The sequence below is a fragment of the Pseudomonadota bacterium genome (genome assembly GCA_016195085.1).
Lineage (GTDB): Bacteria > Pseudomonadota > Alphaproteobacteria > SHVZ01 > SHVZ01 > JACQAG01.
Genome location: JACQAG010000034.1, coordinates 20,379 through 37,145, shown reverse-complemented (window position 1 = coordinate 37,145; position 16,767 = coordinate 20,379). Strand labels below are relative to the sequence as shown.

At 65.9% G+C, this 16,767-nt stretch carries 13 protein-coding genes; 3 read left to right on the top strand and 10 right to left on the bottom strand.

Translation table 11 applies throughout. From position 1 onward, the window contains the following. Positions 1 to 439 precede the first annotated feature (439 nt). Genes HY058_10515 through HY058_10500 form a run of 4 tightly spaced genes read right to left on the bottom strand, consistent with a single transcriptional unit; the run spans position 440 to position 6,611 of the window. The gene (locus HY058_10515; protein MBI3497722.1) at positions 440 to 1,231 is read right to left on the bottom strand and encodes a GNAT family N-acetyltransferase; all 792 of its coding nucleotides are present in this window, start codon (positions 1,229 to 1,231) and stop codon (positions 440 to 442) included. Positions 1,232 to 1,235: 4 nt separating this feature from the next. Beyond that, positions 1,236 to 4,727, bottom strand: a complete 3,492-nt coding sequence (metH, locus tag HY058_10510) for a methionine synthase (protein ID MBI3497721.1) — start codon at positions 4,725 to 4,727, stop codon at positions 1,236 to 1,238. Positions 4,728 to 4,737: 10 nt separating this feature from the next. Continuing rightward, positions 4,738 to 5,622 carry a methylenetetrahydrofolate reductase [NAD(P)H] gene (gene metF / locus HY058_10505; GenBank protein MBI3497720.1) on the bottom strand — a complete coding sequence of 295 codons (885 nt, stop codon included), beginning with the start codon at positions 5,620 to 5,622 and terminating at the stop codon, positions 4,738 to 4,740. Next, entirely contained in the window at positions 5,619 to 6,611 is a 993-nt protein-coding gene (locus tag HY058_10500; protein MBI3497719.1) for a metalloregulator ArsR/SmtB family transcription factor, read from the bottom strand. The genes metF and HY058_10500 overlap by 4 nt, the downstream gene beginning before the upstream one ends. 363 nt (positions 6,612 to 6,974) lie before the next feature. Here HY058_10500 and HY058_10495 point away from each other — a divergent pair, with 363 nt between their 5' ends. From HY058_10495 to HY058_10485, 3 genes are read left to right on the top strand one after another with little or no spacing between them, the layout of a single operon-like run. After that, the gene (locus HY058_10495; GenBank protein MBI3497718.1) at positions 6,975 to 7,778 is read left to right on the top strand and encodes a VacJ family lipoprotein; all 804 of its coding nucleotides are present in this window, start codon (positions 6,975 to 6,977) and stop codon (positions 7,776 to 7,778) included. After that, positions 7,775 to 8,404: an ABC transporter substrate-binding protein gene (locus tag HY058_10490; GenBank protein MBI3497717.1), complete on the top strand. Its 630-nt coding sequence runs from the start codon at positions 7,775 to 7,777 to the stop codon at positions 8,402 to 8,404. The genes HY058_10495 and HY058_10490 overlap by 4 nt, the downstream gene beginning before the upstream one ends. A gap of 15 nt (positions 8,405 to 8,419) precedes the next feature. Further along, positions 8,420 to 8,707: a DUF1330 domain-containing protein gene (locus HY058_10485; GenBank protein MBI3497716.1), complete on the top strand. Its 288-nt coding sequence runs from the start codon at positions 8,420 to 8,422 to the stop codon at positions 8,705 to 8,707. On the opposite strand, the gene HY058_10480 is transcribed toward HY058_10485, so the two are convergent. From HY058_10480 to HY058_10455, 6 genes are all read right to left on the bottom strand, one after another. Then, complete coding sequence (locus HY058_10480; protein MBI3497715.1) at positions 8,704 to 9,399, bottom strand: 2-phosphosulfolactate phosphatase; 696 nt, start codon at positions 9,397 to 9,399, stop codon at positions 8,704 to 8,706. The genes HY058_10485 and HY058_10480 overlap by 4 nt on opposite strands. 2 nt (positions 9,400 to 9,401) lie before the next feature. Further along, positions 9,402 to 11,087: an energy-dependent translational throttle protein EttA gene (gene ettA, locus HY058_10475; protein ID MBI3497714.1), complete on the bottom strand. Its 1,686-nt coding sequence runs from the start codon at positions 11,085 to 11,087 to the stop codon at positions 9,402 to 9,404. Positions 11,088 to 11,371: 284 nt separating this feature from the next. Further along, positions 11,372 to 12,451, bottom strand: coding sequence for an amino acid ABC transporter permease (locus HY058_10470; protein ID MBI3497713.1), 1,080 nt, complete (start codon positions 12,449 to 12,451; stop codon positions 11,372 to 11,374). Then, a complete protein-coding gene (locus HY058_10465) occupies positions 12,448 to 13,617 on the bottom strand; it encodes an ABC transporter permease subunit (protein MBI3497712.1) in 1,170 nt (389 codons plus the stop codon). Before HY058_10465 ends, HY058_10470 begins: the two co-directional genes overlap by 4 nt. A gap of 58 nt (positions 13,618 to 13,675) precedes the next feature. After that, on the bottom strand, positions 13,676 to 14,668 hold the full coding sequence (locus HY058_10460) for an amino acid ABC transporter substrate-binding protein (GenBank protein ID MBI3497711.1): 993 nt from the start codon (positions 14,666 to 14,668) through the stop codon (positions 13,676 to 13,678). A gap of 227 nt (positions 14,669 to 14,895) precedes the next feature. Beyond that, positions 14,896 to 16,542: a hypothetical protein gene (locus HY058_10455; protein ID MBI3497710.1), complete on the bottom strand. Its 1,647-nt coding sequence runs from the start codon at positions 16,540 to 16,542 to the stop codon at positions 14,896 to 14,898. Between the last annotated feature and the right edge of the window lie 225 nt (positions 16,543 to 16,767).

The window sequence follows — 16,767 nt, the reverse complement described above, 5'->3', positions numbered from 1 at the left end:
CCATTCCCCACGAGGCGAAACACGACGAAATGCAATGGCCACCCGGTGTCCACTCCTTATGTTGCCATCGGCCCGCAGGCGCAAGCGCCGGTCCCGACAATCTTGGACCAGCCCCGTGTCGAACGGGCCGAATGACACAATGATGGCAGACGAAGTGGACGAAACTACGACGGACGGTGGCGGAACTACGGCGGAATTTCTTAACGTCCGCCCAATTCCGTTTCCCGGACGCTTGTACTCGCCCCCGGTTCAGCCCCCCTGTTGGGCTCTTCGTTGTGCCACCGTTTCGCGGTTGAGCGGTCTACGCTGTTCCCTCGAATAAGGCAAGCGTTTTCAAGACCTAAGCACCCTCTCCGCACCACATTTGGTGGCAAAGTGATCGGTTTGCGCAAAGTTTAGGCGCGTCCGGATGAATATCGCGGCATGTCGTGCGCCGCTTCTAGGGTGCAGCGAGGCTCCACTGCACGCGGCTTTCGAGGAGCCGGAATCCGGCCGCTTCGTAAGCGCGCCACGCCCTGCGATTGGACTCGGCCACGCCGAGCGTGAAGCGAGCGATACCCTGCCGGCGCAGCGTGGCGACCAGGCTGCCGACCAGACGGCGCGCCAAGCTGCGTCCACGCCGGCTGGGATGGGTGAGGAAGTTGCCGATGTTGGCGGCGCCTAAGCCGGCGTGTCGGCACACTGTGCCGCCGGCCGCCACCAGCTCGCCATCTTCGAACAATCCGAGGAACGGCTCGTCCAGCATCCACGCCGAAAAGATCGTGCGCGGATAGTGAGCGGCGAAGAAGGCGCTGACGAGCCCGAGATCGTCGTTAACGAGAAGGCGGCAGCAGGGATCGGGCGTATCGCTGCCGCCCTCCTCCAGGAGGTAGTATCGGAGCGTATCGACTTCCTCTATGCGGGTGGCGCAATAGGATGCGAGCGCGCTTGCGTGGCGAGCTTCCAAATGCAGCTCGCCTGGCGCTGCCTCGGGCACGGAAGCAGCCAAGTCCTGCGGACTGAGGGCGCCCACCGTCGTGGCAATCACCTGGCGATCGAACTCTATCGATTGGACGAGGCCTCGCCGGTCGGGATCGAGGAGGAAGAAGCGGTTGTCCACGTCTTGGGCCAGCGCATCGAGGGCACATTCGAAATAGAGACGATGCACCGGATGGTCGCCCAGAAAGCTGCGAATCCAGCCGATCGCGTCGGAGCCGAGCGCCGAGCCTGGAACGAGCCGCGATCCGCTCATTCGCTCAGACCGAGAAGTACTTGGCTCGAGGATGCAGCAGCACCAGGGCCGAGGTCGATTGCTCGGGATCGAGCTGGTCTTCCTCGCTGAGCGCCACGCCGATCCGCTCGGCGCCGAGCAGCGCCAAGAGCTGGCGCTGGTCTGCGAGGTTGGGGCAGGCCGGATAGCCGAAGGAGTAGCGGCTGCCGCGGTAGCCCTGCTTCAAGAGGCCCTCGCGCTCGCGGCTCTCCTCGGCCGCGTAGCCGAGCTCGGCGCGGATGCGTTTGTGCACATACTCCGCCATCGCCTCGGCCATCTCGACCGACAGCCCATGCAGGTAGAGATAGTCCTGGTAGCGATCGCCCTCGAACCATTGGCGGGCAATCGTCGATGCCCTGGCACCCATGGTCACGATTTGCAGGCCGACGACGTCGCGCTCGTTGTCGGTCACGTCGCGCACATAGTCGGCGATGCAGAGCCCGTCGCCATCGGCCTGTCTCGGGAGCGAGAAGCGCGCCGCCTCGCGGGCGCCATCCTCCTCGAAGAGGATGAGGTCGTTGCCTTCGGCGGCCGCGCGCCAATAGCCATAGACGGCCTGGGGGACCAGGATCTCATGCTCCTCGGCCATCGCCAGCACCCTCGCCAGGATCGGCTTCAGCTCCGCGTCCGCCCACTTCTGGAATTCCTTGCGCTTGCGGCCGGATTTCCGGAAACCCCATTGGAATTGATAGAGCGTCATCTCGTTGAGATAGGGCAAGAGCGTGCGGACCGGCACGGCCTCCAGCATCCGCGGCCCCCAGAAGGGCGGTGCCGGGACCTGGTGCAGGCGCGAGAGCTGGGCGCGCTTGGCGCGGATTGCCGCATCGTCGGGCACCAGGCGCAGAGAGGCGGCGGATGCCTGGCCCAGTCGACGCTTCTTGTTCGACGGCTTGTCCTGGCGCAGCGTCTGGCGATCGGCGATATGCCGGTCGAAATTGCCGTTCACCACCTTGTCCATGAGGTCGAGGCCGTCGAAGGCATCGCGGGCGTAGGCGACCCGGCCGCAGGCATAGGTCTTGATGCAATCCTCCTCGACGTAGCCCCGCGTCAGCGCGGCTCCGCCCAGCATCACCGGCAGGCTCACGCCTTGCCGGCTCATCTCGACGAGATTGTCCTTCATCACCACCGTGGATTTGACCAACAGGCCGGACATGCCGATGGCATCCGCCTTGTGCTCCTCGGCCGCGCGCAGGATGTCGGCGATCGGCTGCTTGATGCCGAGATTGATCACGCGGTAGCCATTGTTGGTGAGGATGATGTCGACCAGATTCTTGCCGATGTCGTGCACGTCGCCGCGGACCGTCGCCAGCACCACGGTACCTTTGTGCTGGCCTTCCAGCCGCTCCATGAACGGCTCCAGATAGCCGACCGACTTCTTCATCGTCTCCGCCGATTGCAGCACGAAGGGAAGCTGCATCTTGCCGGCGCCAAAGAGCTCGCCCACCACCTTCATCCCGTCGAGGAGGAAGACGTTGATGATGTCGAGGGGTTTATGGACCTTGAGCGCGTCGGCCAGATCCTCTTCGAGCCCGACCCGGTCGCCGTCGATGATGCGCTGCTTCAGCCGCTCCTCGACGGTGGCGGCGCGGGCAGCCTTGGCCACCACCTCCTTGCCGCGTCCGGCATAGAGCGCGATGAAGGCATGCAGGGGATCGTAGCCCTCGCGGCGGCGGTCGAAGATGAGATCCTCGGCGGTGCGCAGCTCCTCCTCGGGGATCTTGTGAAGCGGCATGATCTTGCTCGTATGCACGATCGCCGCCGTCAGCCCGCGCCGCATCGCGTGGTCGAGGAACACCGAGTTCAACACTTGGCGCGGCTGCGGATTGAGGCCGAAGGAGATGTTGGAGAGGCCGAGCAGGATCTGGATGTCCGGCATCTCCTTGGCAATGCGCTCGATCGCATCCAAGGTCGCCACGCCCAGGAGCCGGTCATCCTCGTTGCCGGTGCAGATGGTGAAGGTGAGCGGGTCGATCATGATGTCCGAGCGCGGCAGGCCATGGCGAGCGCAGGCGAACTCGACCAGCCGGCGCGCCAGCGCCACCTTGGCGTCGGCATCCTTGGCCATGCCGGTCTCATCGATGGTGAGCGCGATCACGCCGGTGCCGAAGCGCCGGGCCAGCTCCATGCGCTTTGCCGCCGGCTCCTCGCCATCCTCGAAGTTGATCGAGTTGATGATCGGCTTGCCGCCATAGAGCTTGAGCGCCGCATCCAGCACCGGCAGCTCGGTGGAGTCGATGACCAGCGGCGCGGTCACCGCGCCGCGCACCCGCGTCACCATCTCGGTCATGTCGGCGGTCTCCTCGCGGCCGACGAAGGCGGTGCAGATGTCGAGAGCGTTCGAGCCCTCCTTCACCTGCTCGCGCGCCATGGCAACGCAGCCTTCCCAATCCTGGGAAGCCTGCAGGTCGCGAAACTTGCGGCTGCCATTGGCGTTGCAGCGCTCGCCGATGGCGAAATAGGCATTTTCCTGGCGAAACGGCACTTGTCCGTAGAGCGAGGCGACCCCGGGCGTCCACAGGGGCTTGCGCGCCGCCGGCATCGGCCGGCGCTCGGTCCCGCCGCGTCGGCGCAGCATGGCGTCGAGCGCCTCGATATGCTCGGCCGTGGTGCCGCAGCAGCCGCCGATGAGCGCCACCCCGTCCTCGGCCACGAAGCGCTCGAGCCAGGCCGCCAGCTCCTGGGGCGACAGCGGATAGCGAGTGCGGCCATCGACCAGCTCCGGCAGGCCGGCATTGGGCTGCACCGAGACCGGACCCGGCCAATTCTCCCCCAGCCACTTCACGTGCTCGGCCATCTCCTGCGGTCCGGTCGCGCAGTTGAGGCCCATCAGCGGCACATCGAGCGCATGAACGATGGTGGCGGCGGCGCCGATGTCCGCACCCACCAAGAGCGTGCCGGTGGTTTCCACCGTCACCTGCACCAGCAGGGGCACCGCGCGGCCGAGCTCGGCGCGGGCCCGTTTGGCGGCATTGACGGCGGCCTTGATCTGCAGCGTGTCCTGGCAGGTCTCGATCAGCACCGCATCGACGCCGCCCTCCACCAGACCTCGCGCCTGCACCGCCAGCGCGTCCTCGAGCGCCTGATAGCCGATGTGTCCCAGGCTCGGCAGGCGCGTACCCGGTCCGATCGAGCCCAGCACGAAGCGTTCGCGCCCGTCCTTGCAGTCGGCGACCGCCTCCAGCGCCAGCTCGGCGGATCGCTTATTGATGGCGAGGGTCTGATCGGCCAGCTGGAACTCGGCCAAGGTCACCGGCGAGCCGCCGAAGCTGTTGGTCTGGATGACGTCGGCGCCGGCGTCGAGATAGCTTTTATGGATCTCGCGCACGAGATCGGGCCGCGACAGATTGAGGATCTCGGTGCAGTTCTCCGCGCCCTGGAAATCGCGGTCGAGATCGAGGTCAAGCGCCTGCACGCGGCTCCCCATGGCGCCGTCGCACAACAGCACGCGTTCCAGCAAGGCATCGAGAAAGCGGCTCATGAGGATGCCCCTAGGTGCCGGTGGCGGCCAAGCGCGGCGGCGCCTGGATGGGACGCAGGCCGAGGAGATGGCAGAGGGCGCGGGTCAGCTCCGCGCGGTTCAAAGTATAGAAGTGGAACTCATCGACGCCGTTCGCGAGCAGCGTCTCGCAGAGCTTCGCCGCGGAGGTCGCCGCCACCAGCCGGCGCGTCTCCGGATCGTCGTCGAGGCCTTCATAGAGCTTCGCCATCCAGGCCGGCACGCTGGCGCCTGAGACGGCGCTGAACTTGACGATCTGCGCGAAATTGGTAACGGGCATGATGCCGGGCACGATCGGCACGCCGATCCCGGCATGGCGCGCCCGCTCGACGAACCTGAGGTAGGTGTCGGCCTCGAAGAAGTAGTTGGTGATGGCCCTGGTGGCGCCGGCGTCGATCTTGCGCTTGAGGGCATCCAGATCCGCCGCGGGCGAACGCGCTTCGGGATGCGTCTCGGGATGGGCGCCGACGCTGATCTCGAAATCGCCGACACGCTTCAGGCCGGCCACCAGCTCGCTCGCATGCAGATAGCCCTCGGGATGCGGGCGGAAGGCGCCGGTGCCCGGGGGCGGATCGCCGCGCAGCGCCACGATGTGGCGAACCCCGCTCTCGGCATAATCCTGGGCGATGGCGGCGATCTCCTCCCTGGAGGCGCCGACGCAGGTGAGATGCGCGGCCGGCGTGAGGGGCGTCTCCATGAGGATGCGGCGCACGGTCGCGTGGGTGCGGACACGGGTCGAGCCTCCGGCCCCGTAGGTCACCGACACGAAGCGAGGGCGGAACGGCGCCAGCCGTTCGATCGCCGTCCAAAGCTGCTGCTCCATCGCTTCGGTCTTGGGCGGAAAGAACTCGAAGGAGACCTTGGGAACCGCCGTCATGGCCGACCTCCGGCACCGACGCGCCGGAGCGCCACGGTTTCGGCCGGCCGCTTGGCGATCCAGATGCTGACGGTGAGCGGTTGGCCCACGAGATTGCGCGCCGGCTCGGGTGCGAGCCCGACGGCAGCGAGCCAGCCGGCAATTTCCTCCTCGGGAAAGCCCAGCCGCCGGTGGGCGTGATCCAGCCTCAGCTCCTCCAGCGCGTGGGGAGCGAAGTCGATCACGGCCAAACGACCGCCGGGCCTGACCACGCGCGCCGCCTCGGCGATCACCCGTTCGGGATGCTCGGCGTAGTGCAGCACCTGGTGGACGATGACCGCATCGAAGGAGCGATCGGCCAGCGGCAGGTGATACATGTCGCCATGGCGCACGGCGCAGTGCCGCAGGCCGACCCGGTCCAGATTGGCGCGCGCGAGCGCCAGCATCTCGCGGCTGGTGTCGATGCCGAGCCCGCGGGCGATGCGGGGCCCGAACAGCTCCAGCATCCGGCCGGTGCCGGTGCCGACGTCGAGCAAATCGTCGACGCCATGCATCGGCACGGCACCGCCCAGCGCCCGCTCGACCTCTCGATCATCGACGTGGAGCGTGCGAATGCGGTGCCACTCGGCCGCGTTGGCGCGAAAATAGGCCGAAGCCGCCTCGGCCCGCGCCTGCCGGATCGATTCCAGCCTGGCGTGATCGCGGGCAAGCGCCTCGTCATCATTCGGCAGGAGCTGGTTGAGCGCCGTCGCGATCGCCGCCCCCGGGCCGGTGCGGGCGACGCGGAAGAAGGCCCAGCTGCCTTCCTGGTTGCGCTCGAGCAGCCCCGCTTCGCACATCAATTTCAAATGCCGCGAGACGCGCGGCTGGCTTTGGCCCAGCACCTGGGTTAGATCGCTGACCGTGAGATCGGCCTCGGCGCACAGCGACAAAACCCTGAGCCGCGTCGATTCCGCGGCGGCGCGAAGGCCGCCCAAGACCGATTGGACGCTGTGTCGGGCAGGGCTCATTGCCGTTTGGGCTCCATAGTTTATAAGTTAATCATATAACAATATTCTTATATGCGCAACCGGCAATACGCAATGGGCAGGCGCTGCCGCACGCACTTCCCGGCACGGATGTAGCGGCTTGGTTTGGCTTGGTTTTCGTCCTGCGCTATGATAGGTCAGAAAGCGTGTCAAAAGCGCTCGTCGACCTGGCACCATCGATGCCGGACGGGATCTCGGGCGGTCGAGCGCGAGGCCCGGTCTGCGCTCCAGGCGCTGGTCCGTCGCGTACGGAGCATTGCGTTAATGATGTCTTCTGCGTTTGCGTGCCAATATCCTAAGAACCGGCCAGTCCCTCTCGCCGCCGCCACTCAAGAGTCTGAACCCATGCCCATCGCCCTGCGCAGAATGTGCCCGCTGTTCGCCTCGCTCCTCGCCTTGGCGCTGCTCGCGGGCTGCGCCACACGCCCCACCCAGGACGACAGCGAAAACGATCCGCTCGAGCCGGTCAACCGGAACACCTTCGTCCTCAACAAGTCGATCGACACCTTCTTGATCCGGCCGCTGGCGGTGACCTACCGCGACCTCGTGCCAGACGTCATCAAGACGATGGTCAGCAACTTCCTCGACTACATCCGCACCCCGATCGTTCTCGCCAATGACCTGCTGCAGGGCGATTTCCACCACTTGGACATCACCGCCCAGCGCTTCATGCAGAATACGATCACGCTCGGCCTGGGCGACCCGGCGACCCAGGGTGGCCTGCAGGCGCACGATGCGGATTTCGGGCTGACGCTGGCAAGCTGGGGCGCCAAGGAAGGCCCCTATCTGGTGATCCCGGTCGTCGGACCCTCCAATGTGCGCGACGGCATCGGCTTGCTGGTCGACACCTTCCTCGATCCCATCACCTGGATCTCGCGCACGGATAGCCGCGCCTGGATGGGCTATACGAACATGGTCTCGCGGCTGGTGGTCTACCGGGCGGATAGCCTGAAGGATCTGGACCAGCTCGAAGCGCAATCCCTCGACTTCTATGCCGGGATGCGCAGCCTATATAGGCAATATCGCGATGGGCAGATCCGTGCGAACAACCCGAAGCAGGGCGGAGCCTCGCCGACCTACTACGAGCTGATGTCGCCGGCGCTGACCAGCGATACGCCCATTACGTCCACCTCCTCGGTCGAGCAATGATCACACGACGTATATTCTCCGCCGCTGCCGCAGGATTGATCCTCACCGCCTGGCTCCGTCCCGAGGCCGGCGCCGCCGAATCGCCGGAAGAGGCGCAGAAGCTGGTGAAGCAGCTGAGCGACGATGCGATTCGCCTGCTCACCGGCAAGGACCTGGATGCCGCCGCACGCAATCTGCGGTTCCGCGAGCTATTGACCAAGGGCTTCGATGTGCCGGCCATGGCCCGCTTCGTGCTCGGCCGCTATTGGCGCGACGCCAGCGAGCCGGAGCGCCAGGAATATCTGAAGCTGTTCGAGGATCTCATCGTCACCACCTATGCCCAGCGCTTTGCCGACTACCAGGGCGAGAGCTTCAAGGTGACGGGCGCCCAGCCCGAGGACGACAAGGTCGTGCTGGTGCAAAGCCATATCTTGCGCCAGGGCCAGACCCAGGCGATCCGGGTGGATTGGCGGGTGTTGCGGACCGACAACGGCTTCAAGATCGTCGATGTGGTGGTCGAGGGTGTGAGCCTCAGCGTGACGCAGCGCTCGGAGTTCGCCTCGGTCATTCAGCGCAACGGCGGTAAGATCTCCGGTCTCCTGGATGCGCTGCGCAGCAAGACCAAGGAATTGCAGTCCGCCGGGTGAGCCCAGGAGGCCCCGATTTCCGCCTATGTCATCGCCGAGGTCGAAGTCACCGACCCCAAGGCTTATGAGGCCTACAAGGCGCAGACTCCCGGTGCCATCGCGAAGTTCGGCGGCCGTTTCATCGTCCGCGGCGGCGGCAACGTGGTGAGCCTGGAGGGTGCCGCGCCCAATCGCGTCGTCGTCATCGAGTTCCCCGACAAGGCGACGGCCGAGCGCTTCTATCACTCGCCCGACTACCAGGAAATTCTGCGGCTCCGCTTCGCCACCTCGACCGGGCGGCTCTTCATCGTCGAAGGCGTCTAACGCCGGCCGACTGCCAGGTGCTCGCCTTTGCTCCCGACCGGTGCGGCGATCGGCACGGAATCGATATCGAGCGCGATGGCGCGATCCTCAGGCGGATAGTCCCCGCTCCGCTGCAAGGCTTCGGGGATCGGCGCCACCAAGGCCCGAATGGCGGCGGCGACCGAAGCCGAATCCGGGTGGAGACCGAGGAGCCGGCTGCGGAGATAGAGCGCACAGAGCTCGTCCTCGGCGGCGCGGCCGGCGCGGCTTCCCATGGCAACCAGGCTCACCACCCGAGGGCGTTCGGCTTGGATGGCCGCGACCGTCGCCCCAGCATTGACCAAGGCGCCGGCAAACAGGCGTGTCGCCCCGCGCGCGGCGATGAGCCCGCGCGTGCCGTTCGAGGTGGTGAGCGCGATCCGGCGGCCGGTCAAGTCGGCCCGGGCGAGGGCCGCCGGCGAATTGCCGAAGTCGAAGCCTGACGGCTTGGCCGCGTGACGCTCGCCGACGCAGACATCGACCGCCCCCGCACTCCTCAGGCTAAGTGCGGTGTCGATGTCCGCGACCATGAGAACGCGCATGGCACCACGCTCGAGCGCCACCGCCGCAGTGGTGAAGGCGCGAAAGACGTCGATCACCACCACCGTGCCCACGGCCGCCGCCGCACCCTCTTCGAGGCTGAAGAGGCGCACCTCGGGCAGGTGCCGGGCCATGCTCAGGCTCGGGTCAAGGGCTTGTATTTGATGCGGTGCGGCTGGTCCGCCTCGGCGCCGAGGCGGCGCTTGCGGTCCGCCTCATAGGCCTGGTAATTGCCTTCGAACCAAACCACCTGGCTGTCGCCTTCGAAGGCGAGCATGTGGGTCGCCACCCGATCGAGAAACCAGCGATCGTGGCTGATGACCACGGCGCAGCCCGCGAACTCAAGCAGCCCGTCCTCGAGCGCGCGGAGCGTATCCACGTCGAGATCGTTGGTGGGTTCGTCCAGGAGCAGCACATTGGCGCCGGACTTCAGCATCTTGGCGAGATGGACGCGGTTGCGCTCGCCGCCGGAAAGCTGGCCCACCTTCTTCTGCTGATCGGAGCCGCGGAAGTTGAACAGGCCGACATAGGCGCGGCTCGGCATCTTCTGCTTGCCGCCGAGCTGGATCTCGTCGAGCCCGTCGGAGATCTCCTCCCACACGCTCTTGTTCGGGGCCAGCGTGTCGCGGGATTGGTCGACATAGCCGAGCACCACCGTGTCACCGAGGCGCAGGTCGCCGCCATCGGCCTTCTCCTGGCCGATGATCATGCGAAAGAGCGTGGTCTTACCGGCGCCGTTGGGACCGATGACGCCAACGATGCCGCCGCGGGGCAAGCGGAAGCTCAGATCCTCGATCAGCATGCGGTTGCCGTAGCCTTTGCGCATATGCTCGGCCTCGAGCACCAAATCGCCAAGACGGGGCCCGGCCGGGATCATGATCTGCGCGGTGTCGCTCAGCTTATCCTGGCTCTCGGCCAAGAGCGTCTCATAGGCCGTCAGCCGCGCCTTGCTCTTGGTCTGGCGCGCGCGGGGACTCTGGCGGACCCATTCGAGCTCGCGCTCGAGCGTGCGCACCCGCGCCTGCTCCTGCTTGCCTTCCTGCTCCAGGCGCTTCCTCTTCTGCTCGAGCCAGCCGGTGTAGTTGCCCTCGTAGGGAATGCCGCGGCCGCGGTCGAGCTCGAGGATCCAACCCGCGACCTCGTCCAGGAAATAGCGGTCGTGGGTCACCGTCACCACCGTGCCGGGATAGTCCGCGAGGTGACGCTGGAGCCAAGCGACGGACTCGGCGTCGAGGTGATTGGTCGGCTCGTCCAGGAGCAGCAGATCCGGGCGCTGCAGCAGAAGCTTGCACAAGGCCACGCGGCGGCGCTCGCCACCCGACAGCGTCGAGACATCGGTGTCGCCCGCGGGGCAGCGCAAGGCGTCCATGGCGATCTCGATCGTCCGTTCGATCTCCCAGCCGTTGGCCGCGTCGATCTTCTCCTGAAGCTCGGCCTGCTCGGCGATGAGCGCATTCATCTCCTCGTCGCTCATCTCCTCGCCGAACTTGCCGCTCACCTCGTTGAAGCGGTCGAGCAGGCCCTTGGTCTCCGCCAGGGCCTCGATCACGTTCCCCATCACGTCCTTCGTGGAATCGAGCTGGGGCTCCTGCGGCAGGAAGCCGACCTTCGCACCCTCCGCGGCCCAGGCCTCGCCGGCGAACTCCTGCTCGAGCCCGGCCATGACGCGCAGCAAGGTCGACTTGCCGGCGCCATTGGGCCCGAGCACGCCGATCTTCGCCCCCGGCAGGAAGGACAGCCAGACGTCCTTGAACACCTCGCGGCCGCCGGGATAGGTCTTGGTCAGACCCTTCATCACATAGATGTATTGATAGGCGGCCATCAAACGGGCTCCAAAGGGCAGAGGGTCGAGAGCGACGGGGTGCCGGGTTGTATCCGATCCCGGTAGGCAGAGGCAATAAGCGGGCTCTTGGCGTCCTAACGGAGAATTGCGCAGCATAAGTTTAGCTGGGCTGCCGTGCGCCCCCTCCCCTGCCCTCCCCCGCCGAAGACGTCGGGGGAGGGAGTAAGACGGCGTCCTTCTACTCCCTCCCCCAGCAAGCTGGGGGAGGGTTGGGGTGGGGGCACACGGTGCTCGAAATATGACGTGCTTCGAAATCCGCGCGCTCAAGCCGGCGCCGGACCGGTTCGTCTTGTGGGCTCCGCCAGGCGGCGCTCCAGCCGGCGGCTATAGAGCGACATCAACAGGCAGCAGACGAAGAACACCATGGCCGCGAAGGTGAAGCCCTCGCTCGCCATGCCAAGCCAGGCGGAATCCTTGAGCGACAGATTGACCATGCCCAGGAGATCGAAGAGCCCGATGATCAACACCAAGGTGGTGTCCTTGAAGAGATCGATCGCGGTATTGACGATCGCCGGCACCACTAGGCGCAGCGCCTGCGGCAGCACGATCAGGACCTGCATCGGCCAATAGCCGAGACCGAGCGAGCGGGCGGCCTCGCCCTGCCCCATCGGCACGCCTTGCAAGCCGCCGCGAATGACCTCCGCCATATAGGCGGAGGTGAACAAGGTGAGCGCCAGCGCGGCGCGGACCAGCCGGTCCAAGGACACGCCCTCAGGCAGGAACAGGGGCAGGATGATGGTCGCCATGAAGAGCGCGGTCAGCAGCGGCACGCCGCGCCAAAGCTCGATGAAGCCGACGCAGAAATAGCGGATCGCCGGCAGCTCAGAACGGCGCCCGAGCGCCAAGAGGATGCCGAGCGGCAGCGAGCCCGCAAGCGCGACGAAGGAGAGCACCGTGTTCAGCATGAGGCCGCCCCAGAGCGAGGTGTCCACGAAGGCAAGGCCGAGGACGCCGCCGACCAGGAGCACTCCGGCGATGACGGGATAAACCGCGACCAGAGCCAGGACCGCGACCCAGCGGTGGCGGAGACGGTCCATCAAAGCCGGTGTGGTGAAGGCGGCCAGCAGCAAGGCAGCGAGATTGACCCGCCAGCGCTCGTCCACGGGATAGCGGCCGTAAAAGAAGTTGGGGAGGCGTTGGCCAATGAAGGTCCAGCAGGCACCGCCCGGATCGCAATCGGCTTTGGTCTCGCCGCCGAAGGTCGACTTGATGAGGGCCCACTCGACGAAGGGTGGAATCGTGAACCAGAACAGGATGACGAGCAGGATGGTGAGCGCGCTGCTCGACCAGTCGCCGAAGAAGTTGGCGCGAATCCATTTGAGGGCGGCGTCGACCACGCTCATCGCTCCTTCAGCGCGATCGCGCGGTTGTACCAATTCATGAACATGGAGGTGATGAGGTTGATCACCAGGAAGATGGTCATGACGATGGCGATGCACTCGATGGCGCGGCCGGACTGGTTCAAGACCGTGCCGGCGAAGATCTGGAACAGCTCGGGATAGGCGATGCCGGCGCCGAGCGAGCTCGATTTGATGACGTTGAGGTACTGGCTGGTGACCGGCGGCACGATGATCCGAAGCGCCTGCGGCAGGACGACCAGGCGCAATGTCTGCCAGCGGCTGAGCCCGAGGCTGAGCGAGGCTTCGGTCTGGCCGTAGGCGATGCCCTCCATGGCGCCGCGCACGATCTCGGCGATGAAGGCGGAGGAGTAGACCGAAAGCCCGACCCAAAGCGCCACCAGCTCGGAGGGGATCTGCACGCCGCCCTGGAAGTTGAAGCCCCGCAGCACGGGATAGTTGACATCGACGACGGCGCCCGCGAGCCCGCCGGCGATCAGCACGACGAAGGGCAAGGCGAGCGCGATCGCGCCGAGGCCGAAGCGGGAAGCACCGGTCACGCGTAGGCGCAGCCGCCAGACGACGACGCCGAGCACGATGGCGGCGAGGAAGCCCAGAGCCGTCGTCTCGAACGCATCCCCCAGGACCGGCGAGGGCAGGAACAGGCCGCGGATATTGAGGAAGACCGCGTTGTTGAAATTGTAGCCTGCACGCGCCGGCGGCAGGCTCTGCAGCACAGCCAGGTAGAAGAAGAAGATCTGCACGAGCTGCGGAGTGTTGCGGACGAGCTCGATGATCCCCATCGCGACGTTGCGGGCAAGCCAGTTCGCGGAAAGCCTGAGAAGACCGAGAAGCAGGCCCAAGAACGTCGACGCAATGACGCAGAGAAAGGCGATCAAAAGCGAGTTGAGGAAGCTGACGAGGAGTGCCCGGCCGTAGGTGTCGGTAACCGTCCAGGCGATGAGGCGGAAGGGAATGTCGAAGCCTGCGATCCGGTCGAGGAAGTCCAGCCCGAAATGCAGGTTCTTGCGCGTCAGGTTGTCGGTAGCGTTCTGGGCGAAAAACCAGACGGCGGCGCCAACGCAGCAAAGGAGCAGCCCTTGCCAGAGCCACCCCTTTACCCGTGTCGGCGAGACGCGGAGACGGATGCGTCCGATCGCTTCGGCCCGCATCCGTCCCTACACGACGTCCTTGCTCGGCGATCGGTTCAAGCGATGCCGCCCGTCAGGCTCACCGGAAGGGCCATGCGTATTGCAGCCCGCCCTTGTCCCACAGCCTGTTGAGTCCGCGCGGCAGCCCGAGCCCCTTGGCGCCGAAATGCTCCTCATAGATTTCGCCGTAGTTGCCGGCGACCTTGATCGCCCGGAGCGCCCAGGCGTTGTCGAGACCTAGCATCTTGCCGAAATCGCCCTCCTCGCCCAAGAGCCGGCGCACGAACGGGTCGGTCGAGGTCTTCGCCATCTGGTCGGCACTCGCCTTGCTGATGCCGTTCTCCTCGGCCGTGAGCAGCGCGAAGTGCAGCCATCGGGTGAAGTTGGACCAGTTCTCGTCGCCCTGGCGGGTGTGGATGCCGAGCGGCTCCTTGGAGATGACCTCGTCAACAATGTCCCAATCCTTGGGATTCTTCATGGTGGAGCGCGCCGCGGCCACGCTGCCGCCGTCATCGGTGTAACCGTCGCAGCGGCCGGACTCGGTCGCCGCGAAGGCTTCCTCGACCCGGTCGAACAACAAGGAGCCGATCTTCACATTGTGCGAGCGGGCGTAGTCGGCAATGTTGAGCTCGAGGGTGGCGCCGGTCACCATGCAGATGGTGGCGCCGTCGAGATCCTTCACCGCCTTGGCGTTGAGGCTCTTCTTCACCAGGAAGGCCTGGCCGGTATAGAACGTCACCACGTTCTCGCCGAGCTTCAGCTCCCAGTTGCGGGTGTAGGTCATGGTCGAGTCGCGGATGAGCACGTCGATCTCGCCGTTCTGCAGCACGGTGAAGCGCACCTTGGCGGTGGTCGGCGTGTACTTGACCTTCTCCGGATCGCCGAGCACGGCCGCGGCAATGGCGCGGCAATAGTCGATGTCGAAGCCGATCCACTTGCCGGCCTTGTCCTGATAGGCGAACCCGGGAATACCGGTATCGACGCCGCAGTTCAACGCACCGCGCTGCTTGATCGCGGCCACGGTCGCCTGCGCATTCGCCGGTCCGGCTGCCGCGAGCCCGATGCCGGCCATGACGGCCAAGCCGAGGACGCATTTGAGCGTTCCAGACTTCATCGCCTCCTCCTTCGTTTTGGATGTGATGGGTTGTCGCTAGCCGGCACCGCCCTGATCAATGCCGGTCGTCTCGGCAACCTTGCCAGATCGATCAAGGCTGCGCAACCCGACCGGGAAATGCGCTGCGGGATCGGTCAATTGCCTGTTGAATGTGCAGAAATTCCGCGCTTGGTGGGGCGACCGTCTCAGCGCAACGTCGATGGTCCGCCGGTCGCCGCCGCGGCGGGAGCGGCAGCGGTGCTGAAGCCCGTGAGAAAGCGTTCGAGGAAGGTTTCCATTCCGTCCGCGGCAGCGCTGCGAGAGGGCAGAACCCCTTCGGCCCACCCTGCCCTTCTGAACGGCTCGAGCAAGTCCGCGTCCCGGCTCAGCACATGGATCGGCACCGAGCGCTCGCCGGCGGAGAGCACCCGGTTGAGCGGCGGCTGATGATCGCCCAAGAGGATGACGAGGCCGTGCTCCGACAGCCGCTTGGCGAGGTAGTCGGCAAGCACGCGCAAATCGTAGTCGATCGCCGCCAGATAGCCCGGCTCGTTTTCGAAGATGCCGCCCGGCGGCAGCGGATGCGCGTCCGCGCCCAAGTCGCGATAGAGGCTGCCATCCCCGAGCCGACCCCAATCCTCGACCACCGGCGGGATCAGGTCGAAGGCGGCATGGCTGCTGGCGAGCACGTATTGCAGGAAGCGCGGACGATCGACATGGCCCAGCTCGCGACGGTGGATCGTTTCCAGCACGAACTGGTCGGGGATCGAGCGCCAGGAATAGCGCGGGCCGGCATAGTCGAATGCCGCCTCCGTATAGATCCGCTCGAAGCCGAAGCTGCGTCCCTCCGGCCACGGTTTCTCCATCCGCGGCATGGCGGCGACGGAATCGTAGCCGGCTCGCGCCAGATAGCCCGCTAGCATGGGTGCCTGGCTGCCGATGAGCGCGTCATAGTGCAGCTGATCGTCGATGCGAACGCCCGAGGTCAGGCTCGCATGGGCGAACCACGAGCCGCCGCCGATGACGGGCGAGACCAGCATGTCGGAGTAGACGTGGTAGCCCGCCTCCTCGAGGCGCCGGGCGAAATAGGCGCGCGCCGGAGCCAAGCGCTCGCGGAAGCCGGGGTCGCTCAAGGTGATGGCGCCGTAGGACTCGATGAACACCAGCAGCACCGGACGTCCGGCGAGCTTGCCCAGATCGGCAATGCCGCTGCGGCCGGCGACCCGCCGGGCGATCTCCTGGCGATACTGCTGGCGAAGAGATTCGGCCCGGAACATCTGCTCCACCTGCTCGTAAAGCAGTCCCGCGGCCTTCACCTCGATCGGCTTCGGCGTCCATTCTGCCTCGCGGTCGGTGGCGGCCAGCGTCCATCCGACGGCAGTCAGGCCCGCAAGCAGGGCGATCGGCTGATAGCGCCTTTCGCCGACGAGGCGCCAGAGGAGACCGATCATCCAGCGCAGCGCCACGAGCAGAAAAACTGCGCCGAGAAACACGGACGCTGCCGCGATGAAGAATCGCGTCGAGCCGAGCGCCTCGCGGACGAGGTGGTACAGCACCGGCGCCAGCCCCAGATCGCTGGCGGCGCTGAACGGCCGGCCGAAATAGGCGGGAACGAGATAAGAGACGAGCCTGAGCAGGCCCAGTGCGAATACGCTCCCCGTCAACGCCCAAACGAGAGCCCGAGGCTCTTCCGCCCGCCGTCGCGCGAGCCAGACGAAGACGGCCAGCATCGCGATCAGCTCGAGGGCGATCGACTGCGGCAGCAGCGTGCGTGCCGAAAGCGCGGTGAAATCCGTCGCCAGCAGATGGTCCAGCGCAAACAGCGCCAGGAATCCAACAGCGGCGATGGGCATGCGCGGGACTCCCAGACGACGAAAGCCGATTGGAGGGAGGGAAAGTGGGCCCGCTCGGCGACGGCCTTGTCAAGCCGGCGGGCAGCCTTGCCGATGCCACCCCGAGCGCCAGTCGCGGCCGCTAAGAGCTTGTTAGTGAAAGGTTTTAAGGATAACGGCCGTTAACCGTTTCGACACCAATGGTCGTTACCATTCCCATCCAGATTTGAGCCTAATGGCCTAAAT